The following is a 20,794-nucleotide window of genomic DNA, read 5'->3' as shown; positions in this document are numbered from 1 at the left end:
GGATAGTCAGACGTGAAGGATGAATTCGCGGACCAGCTTGCTGCCGAAATACGCCAGCATCAGCAGGCAGAAGCCCGCAAGGGTCCACCGTATGGCCTTGTGCCCGCGCCAGCCGAGCTGGTGGCGGCCCCACAGCAACACCCCGAACACGACCCAGGCGATGCAGGAAAGGATGGTCTTGTGCGCCAGGTGCTGGGCGAACAGGTTGTCCACGAACACCCAACCGGAGATCAGCGACAGCGACAGCAGGCACCAGCCGGCCCACAGGAAGCCGAACAGCAGGCTTTCCATGGTTTGCAGGGCAGGGAAGTTCTTTATCAGTCCGGAAGGATGCTTGTGCTTGAGCTGGTGGTCCTGCAGCAGCAACAGCAGCGCCTGGAACACCGCCATGGTCAGAAGGCCGTAGGCCAGGATGGACAGCAGGATATGCGCAAGGATGCCCGGCTCTTCATTGATGGCCTGGGACGTGCCGCCCGGCACCAGTACCGCCGCCAGCACCGTCAGGGTGCCAAGAGGCAGCAGCAGGAGCAGCAGGTTCTCGATGGGAATCCGCGCGACCGCCACGATGGTCAGCAGAATCACCGCTGCGGCGATCAGGCTGGCGGCATTGAAGAAGTCCAGGTAGAGCCCGGCAGGGGTTATCAACTGGAGGAAAAGTGCAGTGCAATGGGCGAGCAGGGCCAGGCCGCTGCCGAGGATCAGCAGACGTTTGTCCGGCGTAGTGCGCTGGCTGAGGCGAAAGCCGTGGTAGCCAGTGGTGCCCATATAGAGGAATGCAGCCAGGAGGCTGGGCAGCAGAGGGTGCATAAGTCCTTGTAAGGCAAGCCCGAAAGGCAGTGAGTGTGGCATACAAGGCTTGACGGTGAAAGACCGCTGGCGGTGTCGGCGGCGCCGACTCTTCGTTATACTCCGCCGCCTGCAGCAAGCTCAGCCGGGGCCCATGAGAGCCCGAAAGGAACGCGCATGTTTGAAAACCTAACCGACCGCCTCTCACAGACGCTGCGCCATGTCACCGGCAAGGCCAAGCTGACCGAGGACAACATCAAGGACACCCTGCGTGAAGTGCGCATGGCCCTGCTCGAGGCCGACGTCGCCCTCCCGGTGGTGAAGGACTTCGTCGCCAAGATCAAGGATCGGGCGGTCGGTACCGAGGTTTCCAAGAGCCTGACCCCGGGCCAGGCCTTCGTGAAGATCGTCCAGGCTGAACTGGTGGAGCTGATGGGCGCCGCCAACGAAGACCTGGCGCTTAACGCCGCGCCGCCGGCGGTGATCCTGATGGCCGGCCTGCAGGGCGCGGGCAAGACCACCACGGTCGGCAAGCTGGCGCGCTTCCTCAAAGAGCGCAAGAAGAAGTCGGTGCTGGTGGTTTCCGCGGACGTCTACCGCCCGGCGGCCATCAAGCAGCTGGAAACCCTGGCCAACGACATTGGCGTCACCTTCTTCCCGTCCGAAACCAGCCAGAAGCCGGTGGCCATCGCGCAAGCGGCAATTCAGGAAGCGAAGCTGAAGTTCATCGACGTCGTCATCGTCGACACCGCGGGTCGTCTGCACGTCGATACCGAGATGATGGATGAGATCAAGCAGGTCCATGCCGCCATCAAACCGGTGGAAACCCTGTTCGTCGTTGACGCCATGACTGGTCAGGATGCCGCCAATACTGCCAAGGCCTTCAACGATGCCCTGCCGCTGACCGGCGTGGTACTGACCAAGGTCGACGGCGACGCCCGTGGTGGTGCCGCGCTTTCCGTGCGCGCGATCACTGGCAAGCCAATCAAATTCCTCGGCATGGGCGAGAAGACCGAAGCCCTTGACCCCTTCCACCCGGATCGTGTCGCTTCGCGCATCCTCGGCATGGGTGACGTGCTTAGCCTGATCGAGCAGGCCGAGCAGAACATGGATCGCGAGAAGGCCGAGAAGCTCGCGAAGAAGATCAAGAAGGGCAAGGGCTTCGACCTCGAAGACTTCCGAGACCAACTGCAACAGATGAAGAACATGGGCGGTCTCGGCGGTCTGATGGACAAGCTGCCCATGCTCGGTGGCGTCAACCTGGCGCAGATGGGCAACGCGCAGAACGCCGCAGAAAAGCAGTTCAAGCAGATGGAAGCGATCATCAATTCCATGACCCCTGCAGAGCGTCGCGATCCCGATGTGATCAGCGGCTCGCGCAAGCGCCGCATTGCGCTGGGCTCCGGCACCCAGGTGCAGGACGTCGGTCGCCTCATCAAACAGCACAAGCAGATGCAGAAAATGATGAAGAAGGTCACCGCCAAAGGCGGCATGGCCAAGATGATGCGCGGCATGGGCAGCATGTTCCCCGGTGGCATGCCGAAGATGTGAGCCCTGGCCGCCGATCGGTGGCCGCCAAAAAGAGATTTGCAATCGGCCGCATAATCCTTAGAATATGCGGCCTTTCGGGCCCATGGCCCATGTGTGTGCACAGCTTGAAAAGCACCGACTATAGGAACGAAGTTCAATGGTAACCATCCGTCTTGCCCGTGGCGGCTCCAAGAAGCGCCCCTTCTACCACCTGACCGTGACCAACAGCCGCAATGCGCGCGACGGTCGCTTCGTTGAGCGCGTTGGCTTCTTCAACCCGGTTGCCCAGGGTGCAGAAGTCAAGCTCTCCGTAAATCAGGAGCGCGTCAGCTACTGGCTGAGCCAGGGCGCCCAGCCGTCTGAGCGTGTTGCTCAGCTGCTGAAGGAAGCTGCCAAGGCTGCTGCCTAAGCATCTTTATGAGCACGACGCCGGCTCCCGCCGATGAACTGATCGTTCTCGGCAAGATTTTCTCGGTGCATGGCGTACGTGGCGAGGTGAAGGTCTACTCCTTCACCGATCCGCTGGATAACGTGCTCGATTACCGCCGTTGGACGCTCAAGCGTGACAACGAGGTAAAGCAGGTCGAAGTCGCCAGCGGACGTGTGCACGGCAAGGTCCTGGTAGTAAGGCTGAAAGGGTTGGACGACCGCGAGGTTGCACGAACCTACGCAGGTTTCGAAGTCTGCGTTCCCGTCAGCGAACTGCCGGAACTCGACGATGACGAGTTCTACTGGCACCAGTTGGAAGGTCTCAATGTGATCAACCAGGACGAGCAACTGCTCGGCCGAATCGATCACCTCCTCGAGACCGGTGCCAACGATGTGATGGTGGTCAAGCCCTGTGCTGGCAGCCTCGATGATCGTGAACGCCTGCTGCCCTATACGGACCAGTGCGTGCTCTCGATTGATCTGGACGCCGGCGAGATGCGGGTGGATTGGGACGTTGATTTCTGAGGGCCTGACATGAAAAGCATGCAGGTCGAAGTCATCAGCATCTTTCCCGAGATGTTCGCTGCCATCAGCGAGTACGGCATTACCAGCCGTGCGGTGAAGCAAGGGCTGCTCAAGCTCAATTGCTGGAATCCGCGGAGCTTCACCGAAGACCGCCACCAGACGGTGGATGATCGGCCGTTCGGCGGTGGCCCCGGCATGGTGATGAAGATACAGCCCCTGGAACGGGCCCTGGCAGCAGCCAAGGCCGCGACGGGGGAGAAGGCGAAGGTGATCTACCTCTCGCCGCAAGGGCGTCAGCTGAAGCAGGCGGCCGTGCGCGAGCTGGCGAACGAGGAAGCATTGATCCTCATCGCCGGTCGTTACGAAGGCATCGACGAACGCTTCATTGAAGAGCACGTCGATGAGGAATGGTCGATTGGCGACTACGTCCTGTCCGGCGGTGAGCTGCCGGCCATGGTGCTGATCGATGCGGTGACGCGGTTGCTGCCCGGTGCGTTGGGCCACGCGGACTCCGCCGAGGAGGACTCGTTTACGGACGGCCTGCTCGATTGCCCGCATTACACCCGACCGGAGATGTATGCAGGCAAGCGTGTTCCCGAGGTGCTGCTCAGCGGCAACCACGAACACATCCGGCGATGGCGTTTGCAGCAGGCGCTTGGGCGCACCTGGGAACGTCGGGCCGATCTTCTGGATTGCCGCTCGCTTTCTGGAGAAGAGAAAAAGCTGCTGGAGGAATATGTCCGCCAGCGGAACGATAGTTAACGTATCGATGGCACGCCCAGAAGGCCTGCCTTAGGAGCATAGCGATGACCAACAAAATCATTCAGCAGATCGAAGCTGAACAAATGAACAAAGAGATTCCGGCTTTCGCCCCGGGCGACACCGTAATCGTTCAAGTGAAAGTGAAGGAAGGCGACCGTGCGCGTCTGCAGGCCTTCGAAGGTGTGGTCATCGCCAAGCGTAACCGCGGCCTGAACAGCGCTTTCACCGTACGCAAGATCTCCAACGGCGTAGGCGTTGAGCGTACCTTCCAGACCTACTCCCCGCTGGTCGACAGCCTGAGCGTCAAGCGCCGCGGTGACGTGCGCAAGGCCAAGCTGTACTACCTCCGCGACCTGTCCGGCAAGGCAGCTCGTATCAAGGAGAAGCTGGTCTAATCGCCAGAGTTTCTCGAAAAACCCGCCCAGGTTCGCCTCGGCGGGTTTTTTCTTGCCTGTGTGCAAGGGATAATCCGTGCCCCGCTGGCAGCGCCAGCCAGGAAGATTCCTGCCTACCAGGTAGCGCATAGAAGAATCACAAGAGTCGCCGCACGAGTGGCAGCCACATGGGTTCGATTCAGGTAGTAGTGGCATGACCCCGAGAGAGCAAGAGATAGCCCGCCGGACCGAACTGTCCGAGAGCCGGGTGACCAAGGCGGTGTTTCCGCCCAGCACCAACCATCACAACACCCTGTTCGGCGGTACCGCCCTGGCCTGGATGGACGAAGTTTCCTTCATCACCGCCACGCGCTTTTGCCGCCTGCCGCTGGTGACGGTGTCCAGCGACCGCATCGACTTCAAGCACCCGATCCCGGCAGGTTCCATCGTCGAACTGGTGGGACGCGTCGTGAAGGTGGGCAATACCAGTCTCAAGGTGGAGGTCGAGGTGTTCGTCGAGGACATGTACTGCGCCACTCGCGAGAAGGCCATCACCGGCCTGTTCAGCTTCGTCGCCATCGACGGGGAGAAGCGACCGGTGCAGGTTCTGCCGGACCATCCGCGGACCGCCAGCGCCGCATGAATGCAAAAGGCACCCGTCGGGTGCCTTTCTCGTATCCCGCCTGGTTCAGTTCCGCATGCTGATCTTCAGGGATGCCTGCGACAGATCGATGTTGTTCAGGGTCAGGCTGCCGAAACTCTGGTCCCGTGGTGCGCCGGCCACACGGATATTCTCGAAGCGCAACTCGCCGATCGAACTGGGCAGGCGCAGGTTCACCGAACCATCCGGGTTGACCACCGAGGTCATCTTGCTGGTGTCGTAGGCCACATCCTTCATCGAGGTCTCTGCGTCCAGGCCGTCCAGCACTGGCATCACCAGCCGCGCCAATTGCTTCACTGCACCCAACCCATCGCCCTGCTCCGCTTGCAGGAAAAGGCCCTGCAGAACGTCGTCCAGGCCCTGGGCGCTGACATTGCTCATCTCCAGGTCGCTCAGCGGACGCAGGCCCTGCGGGGTCTCCTGGCGGCTGATACTGGCCGGCGGCTGCAGGCGCTGGATATCGGCGCTGGCCATCTGGAAGGGGCTCATCAACGCAGCCACAAGGGTAGCTGCCAGACGCAGATTGCTCTGTTTCTTCAGGGCCTTGGTCAGTTGCTTCTGGGTTAGCAGGCCTTGCGCTATCAGTACTTCACCCAGCCGCATCTTGCAGGTGAGTTGCATCTTGATTGCGGCATCCAGCTGCTGGGAGTTGATCAGACCCTTGTTGATGAGGATCTGCCCCAGGCGGGAGTTCATTTGGTTGGCCATGGTCCGGTACCGGCGGTGGGTGATAGCAAGATGAAATCATCCACGGCCAGCCCAATCCTGTCACCAGACTAAGGATAGGCTGGCCGTGCCGCCCGTCAGTGTGTTTGCGCCAGAGTGCGATCAGCGGTAACACCGGGTTGCGCTTCGGTTTCGATCAGGGACACGAGGGTCCAGTCCTTCTCGGGTACGAAGTCCGTCGGGTTGCCGATCAGGTGCACCCAGCCCCGTGGGTCTTGTGCCAGCAGCAGGGTCGCGCGGTTACCGTGCAATGCCTGGTATTCCTCCCAGCCGAAGGCGGCGGTCAGCGTAGTGGTCCGAACGTCGGCGCCCTTGGCCAAGTAGCTGGCGAATTGCGGAAAGGTCAGCGGCTGGTTGCCCAGCGGTCGGCCCCGGACCGTTTCACCGGCACGGTGCTTCTCGCTGCGTCGACTTTCATGGCCGCTGGGCAGGGTGAAGCGACGCTGGGCACTGAAGTCATGACGGAAATGCATGCAGGCCAGGGCATTGAGTTCACTGGAAGGTGATAGGGCCAGCAGATGGCCGAGGCCCACCAAGTCGAGGTGCGCTTCGGCGTGTTGCGATGTGGGATTGCCGAAGTAGGTGGGCAGGTTGTCCATGCGCGCGGCACGAATGTTTTCCCAGCTGGAGTCGGTTAGCAGCACACGGCTGCCCAGGTTCTGCAGCGCCTTGCCGACCTCCCGGGCCACAGGATTGGCGCCGATGATGAGAAAGCCCGAGGGGGCAGGTTCGGCAACCTTCAGGAGTCGAGCCAGCGGACGCGCGGTGGCGCTTTGCAGTACCACGGTGCCGATGATCACCAGGAAGGTCAGAGGGACCAGCAGTTGCGCTTGCTCGTGGCCAGCCTCGATCAGACGTAGGGAGAAAATCGCCGACACCGCCGCCGCGACTATCCCGCGCGGAGCGATCCACGCCAGCAGCGCCCGCTCGCGCCAATTGAGGCTGGATCCCCAAGTACTGACTGCGACGTTCAGCGGTCGTGCGATGAACTGGATCACTGCCAGTAACAGCAGAGTCGCCGGCCCCATGGCGATAAGGGCGGCGAAGTCCATGCGCGCGGCAAGGAGGATGAACAGTCCTGAAATCAGCAGCACGCTGAGGTTTTCCTTGAAGTGCAGGATCTGCCGTACATCCACGCCACGCATGTTGGCCAGCCCCATGCCCATCACGGTCACCGCCAGCAGCCCGGACTCATGCACCAGTAGGTTGGCAATGATGAACACCCCGAGTACCGCCGCCAGGGCTGCAAGGTTCTGCAGGTACTCCGGCAGCCAATGGCGCCGCATGACCACGCCGAACAGCCAGCCTCCAACAGCCCCCAGCAGGCAGCCACAGGCGATAACACTGGTAAAAGTAGAGAGGCTCGCGATCCAGCCGCCGTCGTCGCGGCTGACGATGAAGCTGAACACCACTACCGCCAGCAGCGCTCCGATGGGGTCGATGACGATGCCTTCCCAGCGCAGGATGTTGGCGATCGACGAGCGCGGTCGCACGACGCGCAGCATCGGAACAATCACAGTGGGACCGGTGACCAGGGTCAGGGTGCCGAACAGCAGCGCCAGTTCCCAGGAGAAATCCAGCAGCCAGTGCGTGGCGATCGCGATCACCGCCCATGTCAGAAGCGCGCCGACAGTCACCATTCGCCGCACCACGCTGCCGATTTCGCGCCATTCGGAGACGTGCAGGGTGAGGCTGCCCTCGAAGAGGATCAGTGCCACCGACAGGGAAATCAGCGGGAACAACAGCGGGCCGAACAGCGCCTCGGGGTCCAGTAGGCCGGTCACCGGTCCGCTGAGTATGCCGGCCACCAATAGGAAGAGGATCGCCGGCAGACGCAGGCGCCATGCCAGCCACTGGCTGAACAGCGCAGCCGCGCCTATACCGCCCAGGCCCAGCAAGATGTGGTGTTCGCTCATTGGAAGTCCTTGTCGGGGATGAATCGTATACAGCGCTATGAAAGACTAGCGTTTCGTACAGTCAAGGCCGCCATTCATGCCCGCGCTAGACCATCCCCTGATCGACCGTTTCCTCGATGCCCTCTGGCTGGAGAAGGGACTTTCCGAACACACCCGCTCGGCTTATCGCAGCGACCTCGCGCACTTCAACAGCTGGCTGGACGATCGCGGTCTGGCGCTGGATAAAGCCGGACGCGATCTCATCCTCGATCACCTCGCCTGGCGTTTGGAACAGGGCTACAAGGCACGCTCCACCGCTCGGTTTCTCTCCGGCCTGCGCGGTTTCTACCGTTTCCTGCTGCGGGAGAACCTGATCATCGAGGACCCGACCCTGCAGATAGACTTGCCACAGCTGGGGCGACCGTTGCCCAAGTCGCTTTCCGAGGCCGATGTGGAGGCGCTGCTGGAGGCGCCGGAGCTCGACGATCCCATCGGCATGCGCGACCGCGCCATGCTCGAAGTGCTCTACGCCTGCGGCCTACGCGTGACCGAACTGGTTAGCCTGACCCTGGAGCAGGTCAACCTGCGCCAAGGCGTACTCAAGGTCTTCGGCAAGGGCAGCAAGGAGCGTCTGGTGCCCCTGGGCGAAGAAGCAATTGCCTGGATCGAACGCTACCAGCGCGAAGCGCGGCCCTTCCTGCTCGACGGCAAGCCCAGCGACGTGCTCTTCCCCAGCCTGCGTGGCGAGCAGATGACCCGCCAGACTTTCTGGCACCGCATCAAGCACCAGGCCCGGGTGGCCGGTATCGGCAAGTCGTTGTCGCCGCACACCTTGCGCCATGCCTTCGCCACTCACTTGCTCAATCACGGCGCTGACCTGCGCGTGGTGCAGATGCTACTTGGCCACAGCGACCTGTCCACCACCCAGATCTATACCCACATCGCCCGTGCCCGACTGCAGGAACTGCACGCCCGCCACCACCCGAGGGGGTGAGCCGGATCAAGCGACGCATGCGTCGCCCCGGCGAACGACCGGCCATGGATGGCCGGGCCGGGGTTGAACCGGGCAAAAGGGCGACGACAGGGATGTCATGTACAAGCGCTGGACCTCGCGCATGCGTCGCCCCGGCGAACGACCGGCCTACGCAGCACCAGCCAGCAGCCTACGCAATCCGCCGGGCGTCAGACGACTGCGTGTTGGGCCTTCTGTGGTAGGCTTGAGCGGTTTCCGTACGTCCGCCGCTCGACAGGAGTACCCATGCGCGTGACCCGCCTTATCGCCGGCCTGGCCCTTGGCCTCGCCAGCACCATCAGCCTCGCCGACGATCCGGACCAGGCCATCCGCAAGACCCTCGATGCCCTGGAACTTGGACTGCCCATCGAATCCATCGGTGAAAGCCCGATGAACGGCATCTACCAGGTGCAACTCAAGGGCGGTCGCATGCTCTACACCAGCGCCGACGGCCAGTACCTGATGCAGGGCTACCTGTATCACGTGCAGAACGGCAAGCCGGTGAACCTCACCGAGCAGGCCGAGAGCCGCTCCATCGCCAAGGAAATCAACGCCATCCCTGCTGGCGAGATGGTGGTGTTCTCGCCCAAGGAGCCGGCCAAGGCGCATATCACCGTGTTCACCGACACCGACTGCGGCTACTGCCAGAAGCTGCACAGCGAAGTGCCGGAGCTGAACCGTCGCGGTATCGAAGTGCGCTACGTCGCCTTCCCGCGCCAGGGCATCGGCAGCCATGGCTACAACAGCCTGGTCAGCGTCTGGTGCAGCAAGGACCGCCAAGCTGCCATGAACACGGCCAAGTCCCGCAAAGAACTTCCGGCTGCGACCTGCGATAACCCGGTGGCCAAGCAGTTCGAACTGGGCCAGATGATCGGCGTCAACGGCACCCCGGCCATCGTGCTCGGCAACGGCCAGATGATTCCGGGATACCAGCCGGCTCCGCAGCTGGCCAAACTGGCCCTGGAAGCCAAGTAATCCGGGCGCCCAGCTTGATTGACCAATAAACAGCCGCTTCGTAAAGTGCGGCTCTTTTCCTCGGCCGGGATACACCCGGCCGTTTTCGCAGTGATGATGGGGAGTTCAGCGTGAAGCCGGTAAAAGTAGGCATCTGTGGCCTTGGGACCGTCGGTGGCGGCACCTTCAACGTACTCAAACGCAACGCCGAGGAAATTGCCCGCCGTGCCGGGCGTGGAATCGAAGTTGCCCAGATTGCCGCTCGTCGCCCCAACCCGAAGTGTGAAACCGGCGCCACCCCCATCACCGCCGACATCTTCGACGTGGCCAACAACCCGGAAATCGACATCGTCATCGAGCTGATCGGTGGCTACACCCTGGCCCGTGAGCTCGTAATGAAGGCCATCGAGAATGGCAAGCACGTGGTCACCGCCAACAAGGCGCTGATCGCCGTGCACGGCAACGAAATCTTTGCCAAAGCGCGCGAGAAGGGTGTCATGGTCGCCTTCGAGGCTGCCGTTGCCGGCGGCATCCCGGTGATCAAGGCGATCCGCGAAGGACTCGCTGCCAACCGCATCAACTGGCTGGCCGGCATCATCAACGGCACCGGCAACTTCATCCTCACCGAAATGCGTGAGAAGGGCCGCGCCTTTGAGGACGTGCTGAAGGAAGCCCAGGCGCTGGGTTACGCAGAAGCCGACCCGACCTTCGACGTCGAAGGCATCGACGCCGCTCACAAGCTGACCATCCTTGCATCCATTGCCTTCGGCATCCCGCTTCAGTTCGACAAGGCCTACACCGAAGGCATCTCGAAGCTGACCAGCGCCGACGTCAACTACGCCGAGGCCCTGGGCTACCGGATCAAACACCTGGGTGTGGCACGTCGCACCGATAGCGGCTTCGAGCTGCGCGTGCATCCGACCCTGATTCCGGCCGACCGCCTGATCGCGAACGTCAATGGCGTGATGAACGCTGTGATGGTCAATGGCGACGCCGCCGGCAGCACCCTTTACTACGGCGCTGGCGCTGGCATGGAGGCCACTGCCTCTGCCGTGGTCGCCGACGTGGTGGACGTGGTCCGCGCGCTGACCACCGACCCGGAAAACCATGTGCCGCACCTGGCGTTCCAGCCGGACTCCCTGTCCGACCACCCGATCCTGCCGATCGAAGCCTGCGAGAGCGCCTACTACCTGCGCATTCAGGCCAAGGATCATCCGGGCGTGCTGGCACAGGTCGCGACCATCCTCTCGGAGCGCGGCATCAACATCGAATCCATCATGCAGAAAGAAGTCGAAGAGCAGGACGGCCTGGTGCCGATGATCCTGGTTACCCACCGGGTCGTCGAGGCGCGCGTCAACGACGCCATCGCCGCGCTGGAAGCTCTGGAAGACGTGGTAGGCAGCGTAGTGCGCATCCGCGTCGAGCAACTGAACTAAGCAGCCACCGGGCGCTGGTGCCGCCGCGAGGGGCGATCCCCCGGAGCGACGCACCAGCCCCGGCCGCTCGAAACCAAGGTTTTAAGACATGCGCTATATCAGTACCCGCGGCCAGGCTCCGGCCCTGAACTTCGAAGACGTGCTGCTGGCTGGCCTGGCCAGTGACGGTGGCCTCTACGTACCGGAAAACCTGCCGCGCTTCACCCAGGAAGAAATCGCCTCCTGGGCCGGCCTGCCGTACCACGAACTGGCCTTCCGCGTGATGCGCCCCTTTGTTGCCGGCAGCATCAATGACGCCGACTTCAAGAAGATCCTCGAGGAAACCTACGGCGTCTTCGCCCACAACGCCGTGGCGCCGCTGCGCCAGCTGAATGGCAATGAGTGGGTGCTCGAGCTGTTCCATGGTCCGACCCTGGCGTTCAAGGACTTCGCCCTGCAACTGCTGGGTCGCCTGCTCGACCACGTGCTGAGCAAGCGCGGCGAGCGTGTGGTGATCATGGGCGCCACCTCGGGCGACACCGGATCGGCTGCGATCGAAGGCTGCAAAGCCTGCGAACACGTCGATATCTTCATCATGCACCCGCACAATCGCGTGTCCGAAGTGCAGCGCCGCCAGATGACCACCATCCTCGGCGACAACATCCATAACATCGCGGTCGAGGGCAACTTCGACGACTGCCAGGAGATGGTCAAGGCGAGCTTCGCCGACCAGGGCTTCCTCAAGGGTACTCGCCTGGTCGCGGTCAACTCGATCAACTGGGCGCGGATCATGGCCCAGATCGTCTACTACTTCCACGCAGCCCTGCAGCTGGGTGGCCCGGCGCGCTCCGTGGCGTTCTCCGTGCCCACCGGCAACTTCGGCGACATCTTCGCCGGCTACCTGGCGCGCAACATGGGCCTGCCGATCAGCCAACTGATCGTCGCCACCAACCGCAACGACATCCTGCACCGCTTCATGAGCGGCAATCAGTACGTCAAGGACACCCTGCACCCGACCCTGTCGCCGTCGATGGACATCATGGTGTCGTCCAACTTCGAGCGCCTTCTGTTCGACCTGCACGGTCGTAACGGTGCTGCCATCGCCAACCTGATGGACACCTTCAAGCAGGGCGGCGGCTTCAGCGTCGAGGAAGACCGCTGGACCGAAGCGCGCAAGCTGTTCGACTCTCTGGCCGTGGATGACGCAGCTACCTGCGAAACCATCGCCGAGGTGTACAAGGAGTGCGGCGAACTGCTGGACCCGCACACCGCGATCGGCGTTCGCGCTGCCCGCGAGTGCCGCCGCAGCCTGGCCACCCCGATGGTCACCCTGGGTACCGCTCATCCGGTCAAATTCCCGGAAGCGGTGGAAAAGGCTGGCGTTGGCCAGGTCCCGGCCCTGCCGCCGCACCTCGCCGACCTGTTCCAGCGCGAGGAACGCTGCACCGTGCTGCCGAACGACCTGAAGCAGATCCAGGCCTTCGTCAGCCAGCATGGCAACCGCGGCAAGCCGCTGTAATCCAGGCGCCAGAACGAAAAGGCCGGCTCCCGAAAGGGGCCGGCCTTTTTTATGGCATTGCGTCGAGACCTCGTAGGGGCGAACTCATTCGCCAAGGGATGTGTAGCATCCCCCTTAGGTATCGCAGGGCAACTCTTCGACCTGCTTGGCGAATGAATTCGCCCCTACAGGAAAATCGGCTCCGTTCCAGCGGCGATCAGATCGCCCCATTTCCCTTCAGCGCCGTAACCTGCTCGGCGTTGTAACCCAGGGCGGCCAGCACCTCTGCGTTGTGCTCTCCAAGTTCCGGACCGATCCATTCGGTCGAACCGGGCGTGTCGGAGAGCTTGGGGACGATGCCCGGCATCTTGAATGGCTTGCCATCCGGCAGCTTTGCCGAGAGGAACATTTCCCGGGCGAGGAACTGCGGGTCGGCAAACATGTCTTCGGCAGAGAAGATGCAGCTGGCCGGCACTTCGGCGCGGTTCAGCACGGCCAGCACCTCGTCCAGCAGTAGCGAGCCCACCCAGCGGTCGATCACCCCATAGAGTTCATCGCGACGTGCGTCGCGACCGTCGTTGCTGGCCAGGGTCGGATCGTTGGCCAGGTCCTCGCGGCCGATGGCCAGCATGAAGCGTTTGAAGATGGCATCGCCGTTGGCGCCGATCTGTACATGACGGCCATCGGCGGCGGTGTGGATAGAGGAGGGGGTGATGCCGGGCATGATGTTGCCGGTGCGTTCGCGAATGAAACCGAACACGTCGAACTCCGGCACCATGCTTTCCATCATGGCGAACACCGCTTCGTAGAGCGCCACGTCCACTACCTGGCCCAGGCCGCCATTCACCTCGCGGTGGCGCAGCGCCATGAGCGCGCCGATCACGCCCCAGAGGGCGGCGATGGAGTCGCCGATGGAGATGCCGGTGCGCACCGGCGGGCGATCCTCGAAACCGGTGATGTAACGCAGGCCACCCATGGACTCACCCACCGCGCCGAAGCCCGGTTGGTCCTTGTAGGGGCCGCTCTGGCCGAAGCCGGATAGCCGTACCATCACCAGCTTGGGGTTGAGGGCATGAATCACGTCCCAGCCCAGGCCCAGCTTCTCCAGCACGCCGGGGCGGAAGTTCTCGATCAGGATGTCCGCTTCGGTCAACAGCTTCTTGAGGATGTCCCGGCCATCGGGGTGTTTCAGGTTCAGCGTCAGCGACTTCTTGTTGCGCGCCTGTACGAACCACCAGAGCGACGTGCCTTCGTACAGCTTGCGCCACTTGCGCAGTGGGTCGCCGCCATCGGGGGATTCGATCTTGATGACTTCGGCGCCGAACTCCGCGCACAGGCGCGAGGCGAAGGGACCGGCGATCAGCGTGCCGAGCTCGATTACTTTGAGGCCGGCGAGTGGTTTGGCGGGGGCGTTCATCGGGATGTCCATGGGCCAGGCAATGGCGGCGACTCTACTCCCTTGGAGGTTGTTGCGAACAGCCCGGATTGTCGCTGGCGCGCCATTCCCGGGCGACTTAAAGTTCTTGGCAGGCCCCCGATTCGAACGCGTCGACGACCATGCCAGATCGCCTTGCCAGCCGCAGCCACTTGTCGCCCGGAACGTATCGGGAGGAGGGTGCATGCAACTGAATGTCCCCACGCTGGTGCTTGTGGATATTTATGTCCTCGCCCTGGTCGGCCTGCTCATGCTGCACGCCTGGCGTCGTGGTCGTCGCGAACCGACGCTCGGTTACCTCGCCGCCATGCTGCTGCTCGGTGCCCTGGGCACGGTGCTGGGCAGCCTGCGCGGCATGGGCATGGACTTCGTTCCGCTGGTGCTGGGCAATGTGGTGCTTCATTTCTGCGCGGCCATGAACTGGACCGCCATGCGCGTGTTCGCCGGGCGCCAGCCGCACCTGTTGGGTATCTGCGCCGGCTCGCTGGTCTGGATGCTGCTCTGTCTAAACCCGGCGTTCTACGAATCCCTTACCGTGCGCGTTGCTGTCAGCTCGCTGATCACAGTCTGTTACTGCGGGCTGAGCGCCCATGAGCTGTGGCGCAGTCGCCAGTCGCTGGAAGTGGCCTACATGCCTGCTTTGGTACTGACCCTCTTCCACATGGTTTTTTACAGCGCGCGCATTGTGATCGATCGCGGCATGCCGTTCGATGCAGCCATGGCCAGCAGCGGCCAGGGCACCAGTTTCTTCTCCCTGCTGGTATTCGAGACCCTGCTGTACGCCATCGGCATTGCCTTCGTCACCCTCGCGATGGTCAAGGAACGCGCCGAACTGAAGTTTCGCGCTGCCGCCTATTGCGACCCGCTTACAGGGGTCGGCAACCGGCGCGCCTTCATGACCACTGGGGAATACCTGCTGGAAAGTTGTGAGCACCGGCGCGAACCGGTTGCACTACTGCTCTGCGACCTCGACCACTTCAAGCGGCTGAATGACAGCTACGGCCATGCTGCCGGCGACGAGGCCCTGGTCGCGTTCACCCGTATTGCCGTCGGCAGCATGCGCAAGCAGGACGTCTTCGGCCGCATCGGGGGCGAAGAATTCGCCTGCCTGCTGGCCGATGCCGACGACGAAGCCGGTGCCCAGGTGGCCGAGCGCATCCGCCGCGAGTTCGCCGAACTGCCATTCCAAGAGCCGGGGGAGCTCAGCGTCAGCATCGGAATCGTCAGCTCCAAGGAAGCAGGTTACGACCTGTTCCGCCTGCTCTCGATGGCCGACGACGCCCTCTACGCGGCGAAAGACAAGGGGCGCAACCGCATCCAGCGCTACCCCGCCGATTAGCTGGAAGCCCCAGCCAAGGCAATGGAATCAGGGTAGACTTGCGCCCCTCCGCGAATCACCAAGAAGCCCGTCATGGCCCTCCAAGCGACCCCCTACAAAGTCGAACTCAACCTCACTGACCTGGATCGCAGCGTCTACGAGAACCTGCGTTTCACCGTCGCCAAGCACCCCTCGGAAACCGAGGAACGCCTGGCCGTGCGGTTGATCGCCTACGCGCTGTGGTACCACGAGCAGCTGGCTTTCGGCCGTGGCCTGTCGGACGTAGACGAGCCGGCTTTGTGGGAAAAGAGCCTGGATGACCGCGTCCTGCACTGGATCGAGGTGGGGCAGCCGGACGCCGAGCGCATCACCTGGTGCTCGCGCCGTACCGAGCGCTTCAGCCTGGTGGCCTATGGCAACCTGCGCGTCTGGCAGACCAAGGTCCTGGACGGCGTGCGCAGCCTGAAAAACATCAATGTCGTCGCCGTCGGCCAGGAAGCCCTGGAAGAACTGGCCCGCGACCTCCCGCGCTCGATCAGCTGGAGCGTGATGATCAGCGACGGCGAGCTGTTCGTCACCGATGAGCGCGGCCAGCACGAAGTTCCCTTGGAGTGGCTGGCCGGGGAGCGCTGATCGGAAATCCGGAAGATTTCCGGGGCAGGGCGCCAAGCCCTCGCCCCAAGGCCCTTTCCCGGGAGGGAGAGGGGAAGTCGATTCAAAGATTGGACCTTTCATGCGTATCGAACACCGCGTCCTACCCGATGTCCTGCCTGACCTGGGCGAGCTGCCCCCGCTGCTGACCCGCCTCTACGCTGCCCGTGGCGTACAGTCCGTGGCGGAGCTGGACAAGAGCCTGGCGCGGTTGATTCCTTACCAGCAGCTCAAGGGCATCGACGCTGCGGTGGAACTGCTGGTCGAGGCCCTGGAAAAGCGCCAGCGCATCCTTTATGTCGGCGACTTCGATGCCGACGGTGCGACTGCCAGCAGCGTTGGCGTACTCGGCCTGCGCATGCTCGGTGCCTTCCATGTCGATTACCTGGTCCCCAACCGCTTCGAGTACGGCTACGGCCTGACGCCAGAAATAGTTGCCGTTGCCCTGACCCGCCAGCCGGACCTGCTGGTGACGGTGGATAACGGCATTTCCAGTGTCGAAGGCGTGGCAGCCGCAAAGGCTGCGGGGCTCAAGGTGCTGGTCACCGACCACCACCTGCCGGGGCCGGAATTGCCCGCGGCGGACGCCATCGTCAATCCCAACCAGCCTGGCTGCGACTTCCCGAGCAAGTCTCTGGCCGGCGTCGGCGTGATCTTCTACGTGTTGATGGCGCTGCGCGCTCGCCTGCGTGAGCTGGACTGGTTCAATCGTGCCGGCCTCAAGGAACCCAACCTCGGCGACCTGCTCGACCTGGTGGCGTTGGGCAGCGTCGCCGACGTGGTGCCCCTGGACGCCAACAACCGCATCCTCGTGCACCAGGGCCTGGCGCGCATCCGCGCCGGCCGTGCCCGTGCCGGCCTCAAGGCGATCCTCGAAGTTGCCGGGCGTCCGGCAGGGCGCATCACCTCGACCGACCTCGGCTTCATCCTCGGTCCCCGCCTGAACGCTGCCGGCCGCCTGGACGACATGAGCCTGGGCATCGAATGCCTGCTTTGCGAAGACGAGGCCCTGGCCCGCGACATGGCCGTGCAACTGGACCAGCTCAACCAGGACCGCAAGGCCATCGAGCAGGGCATGCAGCGCGAGGCGCTGGCGCAACTGAAGAACCTGCCTATCGAAGACATGCCATTCGGGCTCTGCGTATTCGAGCCGGACTGGCACCAGGGCGTGATTGGCATCCTCGCCTCGCGCCTGAAGGAGCGCTACCACCGTCCGACCATTGCCTTCGCCGATGCTGGCGACGGTCTGCTCAAGGGCTCGGCACGCTCAGTGCCGGGCTTCCACATCCGTGACGCGCTGGATGCCGTCGCCGCCCGCCATCCGGGTCTGATCAGCAAGTTCGGTGGTCACGCCATGGCCGCTGGCTTGTCCCTGCCTGTGGAAAACTTTGGTGCCTTCGCTGCCGCGTTCGACGCCGAGACCCGCCGGCAGCTCGATGAAGACGACCTCACCGGCCGCCTGCTTTCCGACGGTCAACTGAGTATCGAGGAGTTCCACCTGGAGCTTGCCCGTGCCCTACGCCTGGCCGGCCCCTGGGGCCAGCACTTCCCCGAGCCGCTGTTCCATGGCGTATTCCAGATCGTCCAACAGCGCCTGGTCGGCGAGCGCCATCTGAAGCTGGTGCTGAAAAGTGAATGCGGTTCGGTGCAACTGGACGGCATCGCCTTCAATATCGACCGCGAGCAATGGCCCAACGCCAGCGTTCGCTGGGCGGAAGTGGCCTACAAGCTGGACGTCAACGAATACCGTGGCCAGGAAAGCGTGCAACTGATGGTCGCCCACATCGCCCCACGCTGAGCGCCCACGTAAGCAACTCGTAGGTTGGCGTTGAGCGAAGCGCAGCCCAACTTGGCGCGCATAGCGTGCCCGGTTCGTTGGGCCTCGCGGGCTCGGCCCCAACCAAAGGGGCCGCTGCGCTGCCCTTCGCGATTGCAATCGCCCCCACAAGAACAGTCTCCGTTCGTCCGTCACCCCGTCCGCGCAAACCTCCGATCCGGGTCTACGCTGATCCAGTCCTGCGCCCCCGAGAAAAAAATTTCGGCCTGTTGTCGATCTCGTCGATTCCCCATCGACCATTAAGCACAGTCAGCAGGCAACGGTCGCAGGCTGATGTTCATGCAACCCAACAGGAGAACAACAATGCGCTTCATGGTGATTGTCAAAGCAACCAAGGAATCGGAAGCGGGCATCATGCCCAGCACGGAACTGCTCACGGCCATGGGCCAGTACAACGAAGAGCTCGTCAACGCCGGCATCCTGCTTGCTGGTGAGGGACTGCATCCCAGTTCAAAAGGAGCGCGAGTCGTGTTCAAGGGCAAGGACCGCACTGTCATCGACGGCCCCTTTGCAGAAACCAAGGAACTGATCGCCGGCTTCTGGCTGTTCAAGGTCAATTCCCTGGAAGAGTGCGTCGAGTGGGTCAAACGCTGCCCCAACCCCATGATCTCCGAGTCCGAGATCGAAATTCGCCAGGTGTTCGAGGCCGAGGACTTCGGCGCGGAGTTCACTCCTGAGCTGCGCGAGCAGGAACAGCGCGTTTTCGAGAAAGCCCGGCAGCAGTGACCGCCATCCACCACGGACAGGAGACCATCATGAAAATCGATCCCTACCTCACGTTCGATGGCCAGTGTGGCCCCGCCTTCCAGTTCTACGCCAAGGTGCTGAACGGCACCCTGGAAGCCTTCCTGAGCTTCGCCGAAAGCCCAGCCTGCGAGGATGTGCCGGAGAACTTCCGCGACAAGATCATGCATGCCCGCCTGGCTGTGGGTGATCAGGTGATCATGGGCTCGGATTGCCCGCCTCAAGCGCCTTTCAAGGGCATCAGCGGCATCAGCGTTTCAATCAACGTCGACCGCATAGTCGAGGCCGAGCGGGTCTTCAATGCGCTGGCCGAGGGCGGTCAGGTACAGATGCCCCTGGCGCAGACTTTCTGGGCCGCGCGCTTTGGCATGCTGGTGGACCGCTTCGGAGTGCCCTGGATGATCAACTGTGAGAAGGATCATTAGTTCTCAAAAGTGACTGCGGCGCCGGGGTCTCCCCGGCGTTGTGGGCCTAAGCTTCTGGAGTCATCTGAAGCGGACGGTTCCAATGTTCCTGATCCACAGGCTGCGTGATCACGTCAGCCGTTTCCACTATCGCCGCGATTGGCTGCGCGCCGATCTCACGGCCGGCCTGTCAGTCGCCGCCGTGCAGATTCCTACGGCCATCGCCTATGCGCAGATCATCGGCTTTCCCGCTCAGGTCGGGCTCTACGCCTGCATCCTGCCGATGCTGATCTACGCTCTGGTGGGCGGCTCCCGGCAGCTTATTGTCGGGCCGGATGCCGCCACCGCAGCCATGGTGGCCGCCGCTATTACCCCGCTGGCGGCAGGCGATCCACAGCGTCTGGTACACCTGTCGATGATCGTCGCAGTGATGGTTGGCCTGCTGTCGATCGTGGCTGGCTTCATCCGCGCCGGTTTCATCGCGAGCTTCCTCTCACGGCCCATCCTCGTGGGCTACCTCAACGGTATCGGCCTCAGCCTGCTGGCTGGCCAGCTCGGCAAACTGCTGGGTTACCAGAGCGAAACCAGCGGCTTCATCGCCGGCCTGCTGGCGATGATCCGCAATCTGGCAGACACCCATCTGCCGACCCTGGCCTTGGGCGCCGCGGCGCTGCTGCTGATGATCGTCCTGCCGCGGCGCTGGCCACGGCTGCCGGTCTCGCTGGTGGCCCTCGTGCTGGCTTCGCTGGCGGCCGCCTGGCTCGGGCTCGACCGTCACGGAGTGGCCCTGCTGGGCGCCGTCCCGGCCGGGCTGCCCGAACTGAGCTGGCCGCGCGCCAGCTACCAGGAGCTGCTCAGCCTGCTACGCGACGCCACCGGTATCACGATCGTCAGCTTCTGCAGCGCCATGCTCACCGCTCGCAGCTTCGCCGCCCGTCACGGCTATGCCATCGACGCCAACCACGAATTCATTGCCCTGGGCCTGGCCAACGTCGGCGCCGGGGTGTCGCAGTCCTTCGTCATCAGCGGCGCGGACTCGCGCACCGCGGTGAACGACCTGGTGGGCGGCAAGACCCAGATGGTCAGCGTGGTGGTGGCGCTGGTGATTGTCGCGGTACTGGTGTTCCTCCATGGTCCCCTGGCCTGGGTGCCCATTGCGGCCCTTGGCGCGGTGCTGATGCTGGCAGGGTGGGGGCTGATCGATTTTCGTACGATCAAGGCCTTTTGGCGCCTCAGCCGCTTCGAGTGCGGGCTCTGCCTGCTGACCACCGTGGGGGTGCTGGGCGTCGGTGTGCTGCCCGGCATCTTCGTTGCCATTTCCCTGGCCCTGCTGCGCCTGCTGTATCTCACCTATCGCCCCACCGACGCGGTGCTTGGCTGGGTGGAAGGCGTGGATGGCCAGGTGGAGCTTGGGCGTTATCCACAGGCCACCACCTTGCCGGGGCTGATCATCTACCGATTCGACGCGCCGCTGCTGTTCTTCAATGCCGATTACTTCAAGCAGCGCCTGCTGGCCGTGGTGGAGCGGTCGGAAGCCCCGCGCGCGGTGTTGCTCAACGCCGAAACCATGATCAACCTGGACGTCACGGGCCTGGCCACCTTGCGTGAGGTGCAGGAAACCCTCGCGGCCCGTGGCGTTTTTCTCGGCTTTGCCCGTCTCTTCGGTCCGGCCCACGACCTGTTGCTACGCTCCGGGCAGTTTGGCGAGCTGAAACCGCCGCTGGTATTCAGCTCGGTACGTGCCGGCATCAATGCCTACCGTATCTGGCTGGCGAAGCAGGCCTTGCAGGAAAAGCAGCCTGTCGCGTAAACCACAGGATCAACCCATTGGAAACCAA

General features: G+C 63.1%; 20 protein-coding genes. 16 read left to right on the top strand and 4 right to left on the bottom strand.

Translation table 11 applies throughout. The features are described 5' to 3' along the window. Nucleotides 1–6: 6 nt before the first annotated feature. Nucleotides 7–807: a cytochrome C assembly family protein gene (locus SA496_RS20560; protein ID WP_120654774.1), complete on the bottom strand. Its 801-nt coding sequence runs from the start codon at nt 805–807 to the stop codon at nt 7–9. 156 nt (nt 808–963) lie between these two features. On the opposite strand from SA496_RS20560, the gene ffh reads away from it, so the two are divergent. From ffh to SA496_RS20530, 6 genes are all read left to right on the top strand, one after another. Further along, a complete protein-coding gene (gene ffh, locus SA496_RS20555) occupies nt 964–2,337 on the top strand; it encodes a signal recognition particle protein (protein WP_120654775.1) in 1,374 nt (457 codons plus the stop codon). 136 nt (nt 2,338–2,473) lie between these two features. After that, nucleotides 2,474–2,725 carry a 30S ribosomal protein S16 gene (gene rpsP / locus SA496_RS20550; RefSeq protein ID WP_069085410.1) on the top strand — a complete coding sequence of 84 codons (252 nt, stop codon included), beginning with the start codon at nt 2,474–2,476 and terminating at the stop codon, nt 2,723–2,725. Nucleotides 2,726–2,733: 8 nt separating this feature from the next. Continuing rightward, a complete protein-coding gene (rimM, locus tag SA496_RS20545) occupies nt 2,734–3,270 on the top strand; it encodes a ribosome maturation factor RimM (protein WP_120654776.1) in 537 nt (178 codons plus the stop codon). Between the two features lie 9 nt (nt 3,271–3,279). Beyond that, nucleotides 3,280–4,032: a tRNA (guanosine(37)-N1)-methyltransferase TrmD gene (gene trmD / locus SA496_RS20540; protein ID WP_153918608.1), complete on the top strand. Its 753-nt coding sequence runs from the start codon at nt 3,280–3,282 to the stop codon at nt 4,030–4,032. Nucleotides 4,033–4,076: 44 nt separating this feature from the next. Beyond that, a complete protein-coding gene (gene rplS, locus SA496_RS20535) occupies nt 4,077–4,427 on the top strand; it encodes a 50S ribosomal protein L19 (protein WP_120654778.1) in 351 nt (116 codons plus the stop codon). A 193-nt stretch (nt 4,428–4,620) separates the two neighbouring features. Beyond that, complete coding sequence (locus tag SA496_RS20530) at nt 4,621–5,049, top strand: acyl-CoA thioesterase (RefSeq protein ID WP_120654779.1); 429 nt, start codon at nt 4,621–4,623, stop codon at nt 5,047–5,049. Nucleotides 5,050–5,094: 45 nt separating this feature from the next. Here the strand turns inward: SA496_RS20530 and SA496_RS20525 are convergent, their stop codons facing one another. Both SA496_RS20525 and SA496_RS20520 read right to left on the bottom strand, forming a co-directional pair. Next, the gene (locus SA496_RS20525) at nt 5,095–5,775 is read right to left on the bottom strand and encodes a hypothetical protein (RefSeq protein ID WP_120654780.1); all 681 of its coding nucleotides are present in this window, start codon (nt 5,773–5,775) and stop codon (nt 5,095–5,097) included. Between the two features lie 95 nt (nt 5,776–5,870). Continuing rightward, a complete protein-coding gene (locus tag SA496_RS20520; protein WP_120654781.1) occupies nt 5,871–7,709 on the bottom strand; it encodes a cation:proton antiporter in 1,839 nt (612 codons plus the stop codon). Nucleotides 7,710–7,785: 76 nt separating this feature from the next. Here SA496_RS20520 and xerD point away from each other — a divergent pair, with 76 nt between their 5' ends. From xerD to thrC, 4 genes are all read left to right on the top strand, one after another. Beyond that, complete coding sequence (gene xerD, locus SA496_RS20515; protein WP_120654782.1) at nt 7,786–8,682, top strand: site-specific tyrosine recombinase XerD; 897 nt, start codon at nt 7,786–7,788, stop codon at nt 8,680–8,682. A gap of 264 nt (nt 8,683–8,946) precedes the next feature. Then, nucleotides 8,947–9,675 carry a disulfide isomerase DsbC N-terminal domain-containing protein gene (locus SA496_RS20510; RefSeq protein WP_153918614.1) on the top strand — a complete coding sequence of 243 codons (729 nt, stop codon included), beginning with the start codon at nt 8,947–8,949 and terminating at the stop codon, nt 9,673–9,675. A 110-nt stretch (nt 9,676–9,785) separates the two neighbouring features. After that, a complete protein-coding gene (locus SA496_RS20505) occupies nt 9,786–11,090 on the top strand; it encodes a homoserine dehydrogenase (RefSeq protein WP_077526769.1) in 1,305 nt (434 codons plus the stop codon). Nucleotides 11,091–11,178: 88 nt separating this feature from the next. After that, nucleotides 11,179–12,588: a threonine synthase gene (gene thrC / locus SA496_RS20500; protein WP_153918616.1), complete on the top strand. Its 1,410-nt coding sequence runs from the start codon at nt 11,179–11,181 to the stop codon at nt 12,586–12,588. A gap of 196 nt (nt 12,589–12,784) precedes the next feature. Here the strand turns inward: thrC and SA496_RS20495 are convergent, their stop codons facing one another. After that, nucleotides 12,785–13,984 (bottom strand): CaiB/BaiF CoA transferase family protein, encoded by a 1,200-nt coding sequence (locus SA496_RS20495; protein ID WP_330114383.1) that lies wholly within the window; start codon nt 13,982–13,984, stop codon nt 12,785–12,787. Nucleotides 13,985–14,186: 202 nt separating this feature from the next. On the opposite strand from SA496_RS20495, the gene SA496_RS20490 reads away from it, so the two are divergent. The 6 genes from SA496_RS20490 (at nt 14,187) to SA496_RS20465 (ending at nt 20,766) form a co-directional block, all read left to right on the top strand. Further along, nucleotides 14,187–15,341: a GGDEF domain-containing protein gene (locus SA496_RS20490; protein ID WP_330114382.1), complete on the top strand. Its 1,155-nt coding sequence runs from the start codon at nt 14,187–14,189 to the stop codon at nt 15,339–15,341. 72 nt (nt 15,342–15,413) lie between these two features. Continuing rightward, nucleotides 15,414–15,953 (top strand): YaeQ family protein, encoded by a 540-nt coding sequence (locus SA496_RS20485; protein ID WP_153917050.1) that lies wholly within the window; start codon nt 15,414–15,416, stop codon nt 15,951–15,953. Between the two features lie 100 nt (nt 15,954–16,053). Beyond that, entirely contained in the window at nt 16,054–17,769 is a 1,716-nt protein-coding gene (gene recJ / locus SA496_RS20480; RefSeq protein WP_120654787.1) for a single-stranded-DNA-specific exonuclease RecJ, read from the top strand. Between the two features lie 342 nt (nt 17,770–18,111). Further along, complete coding sequence (locus tag SA496_RS20475) at nt 18,112–18,534, top strand: YciI family protein (RefSeq protein ID WP_120654788.1); 423 nt, start codon at nt 18,112–18,114, stop codon at nt 18,532–18,534. Between the two features lie 29 nt (nt 18,535–18,563). Beyond that, nucleotides 18,564–18,977 carry a VOC family protein gene (locus SA496_RS20470; protein WP_120655364.1) on the top strand — a complete coding sequence of 138 codons (414 nt, stop codon included), beginning with the start codon at nt 18,564–18,566 and terminating at the stop codon, nt 18,975–18,977. 82 nt (nt 18,978–19,059) lie between these two features. Next, nucleotides 19,060–20,766: a SulP family inorganic anion transporter gene (locus tag SA496_RS20465; protein ID WP_330114381.1), complete on the top strand. Its 1,707-nt coding sequence runs from the start codon at nt 19,060–19,062 to the stop codon at nt 20,764–20,766. Nucleotides 20,767–20,794 lie beyond the last annotated feature (28 nt).

This window comes from Pseudomonas sp. JS3066 (genome assembly GCF_036328175.1).
GTDB lineage: Bacteria > Pseudomonadota > Gammaproteobacteria > Pseudomonadales > Pseudomonadaceae > Metapseudomonas.
Note: the sequence above shows the minus strand (reverse complement) of the source record. Positions and strands in the feature narration are given on the sequence as shown.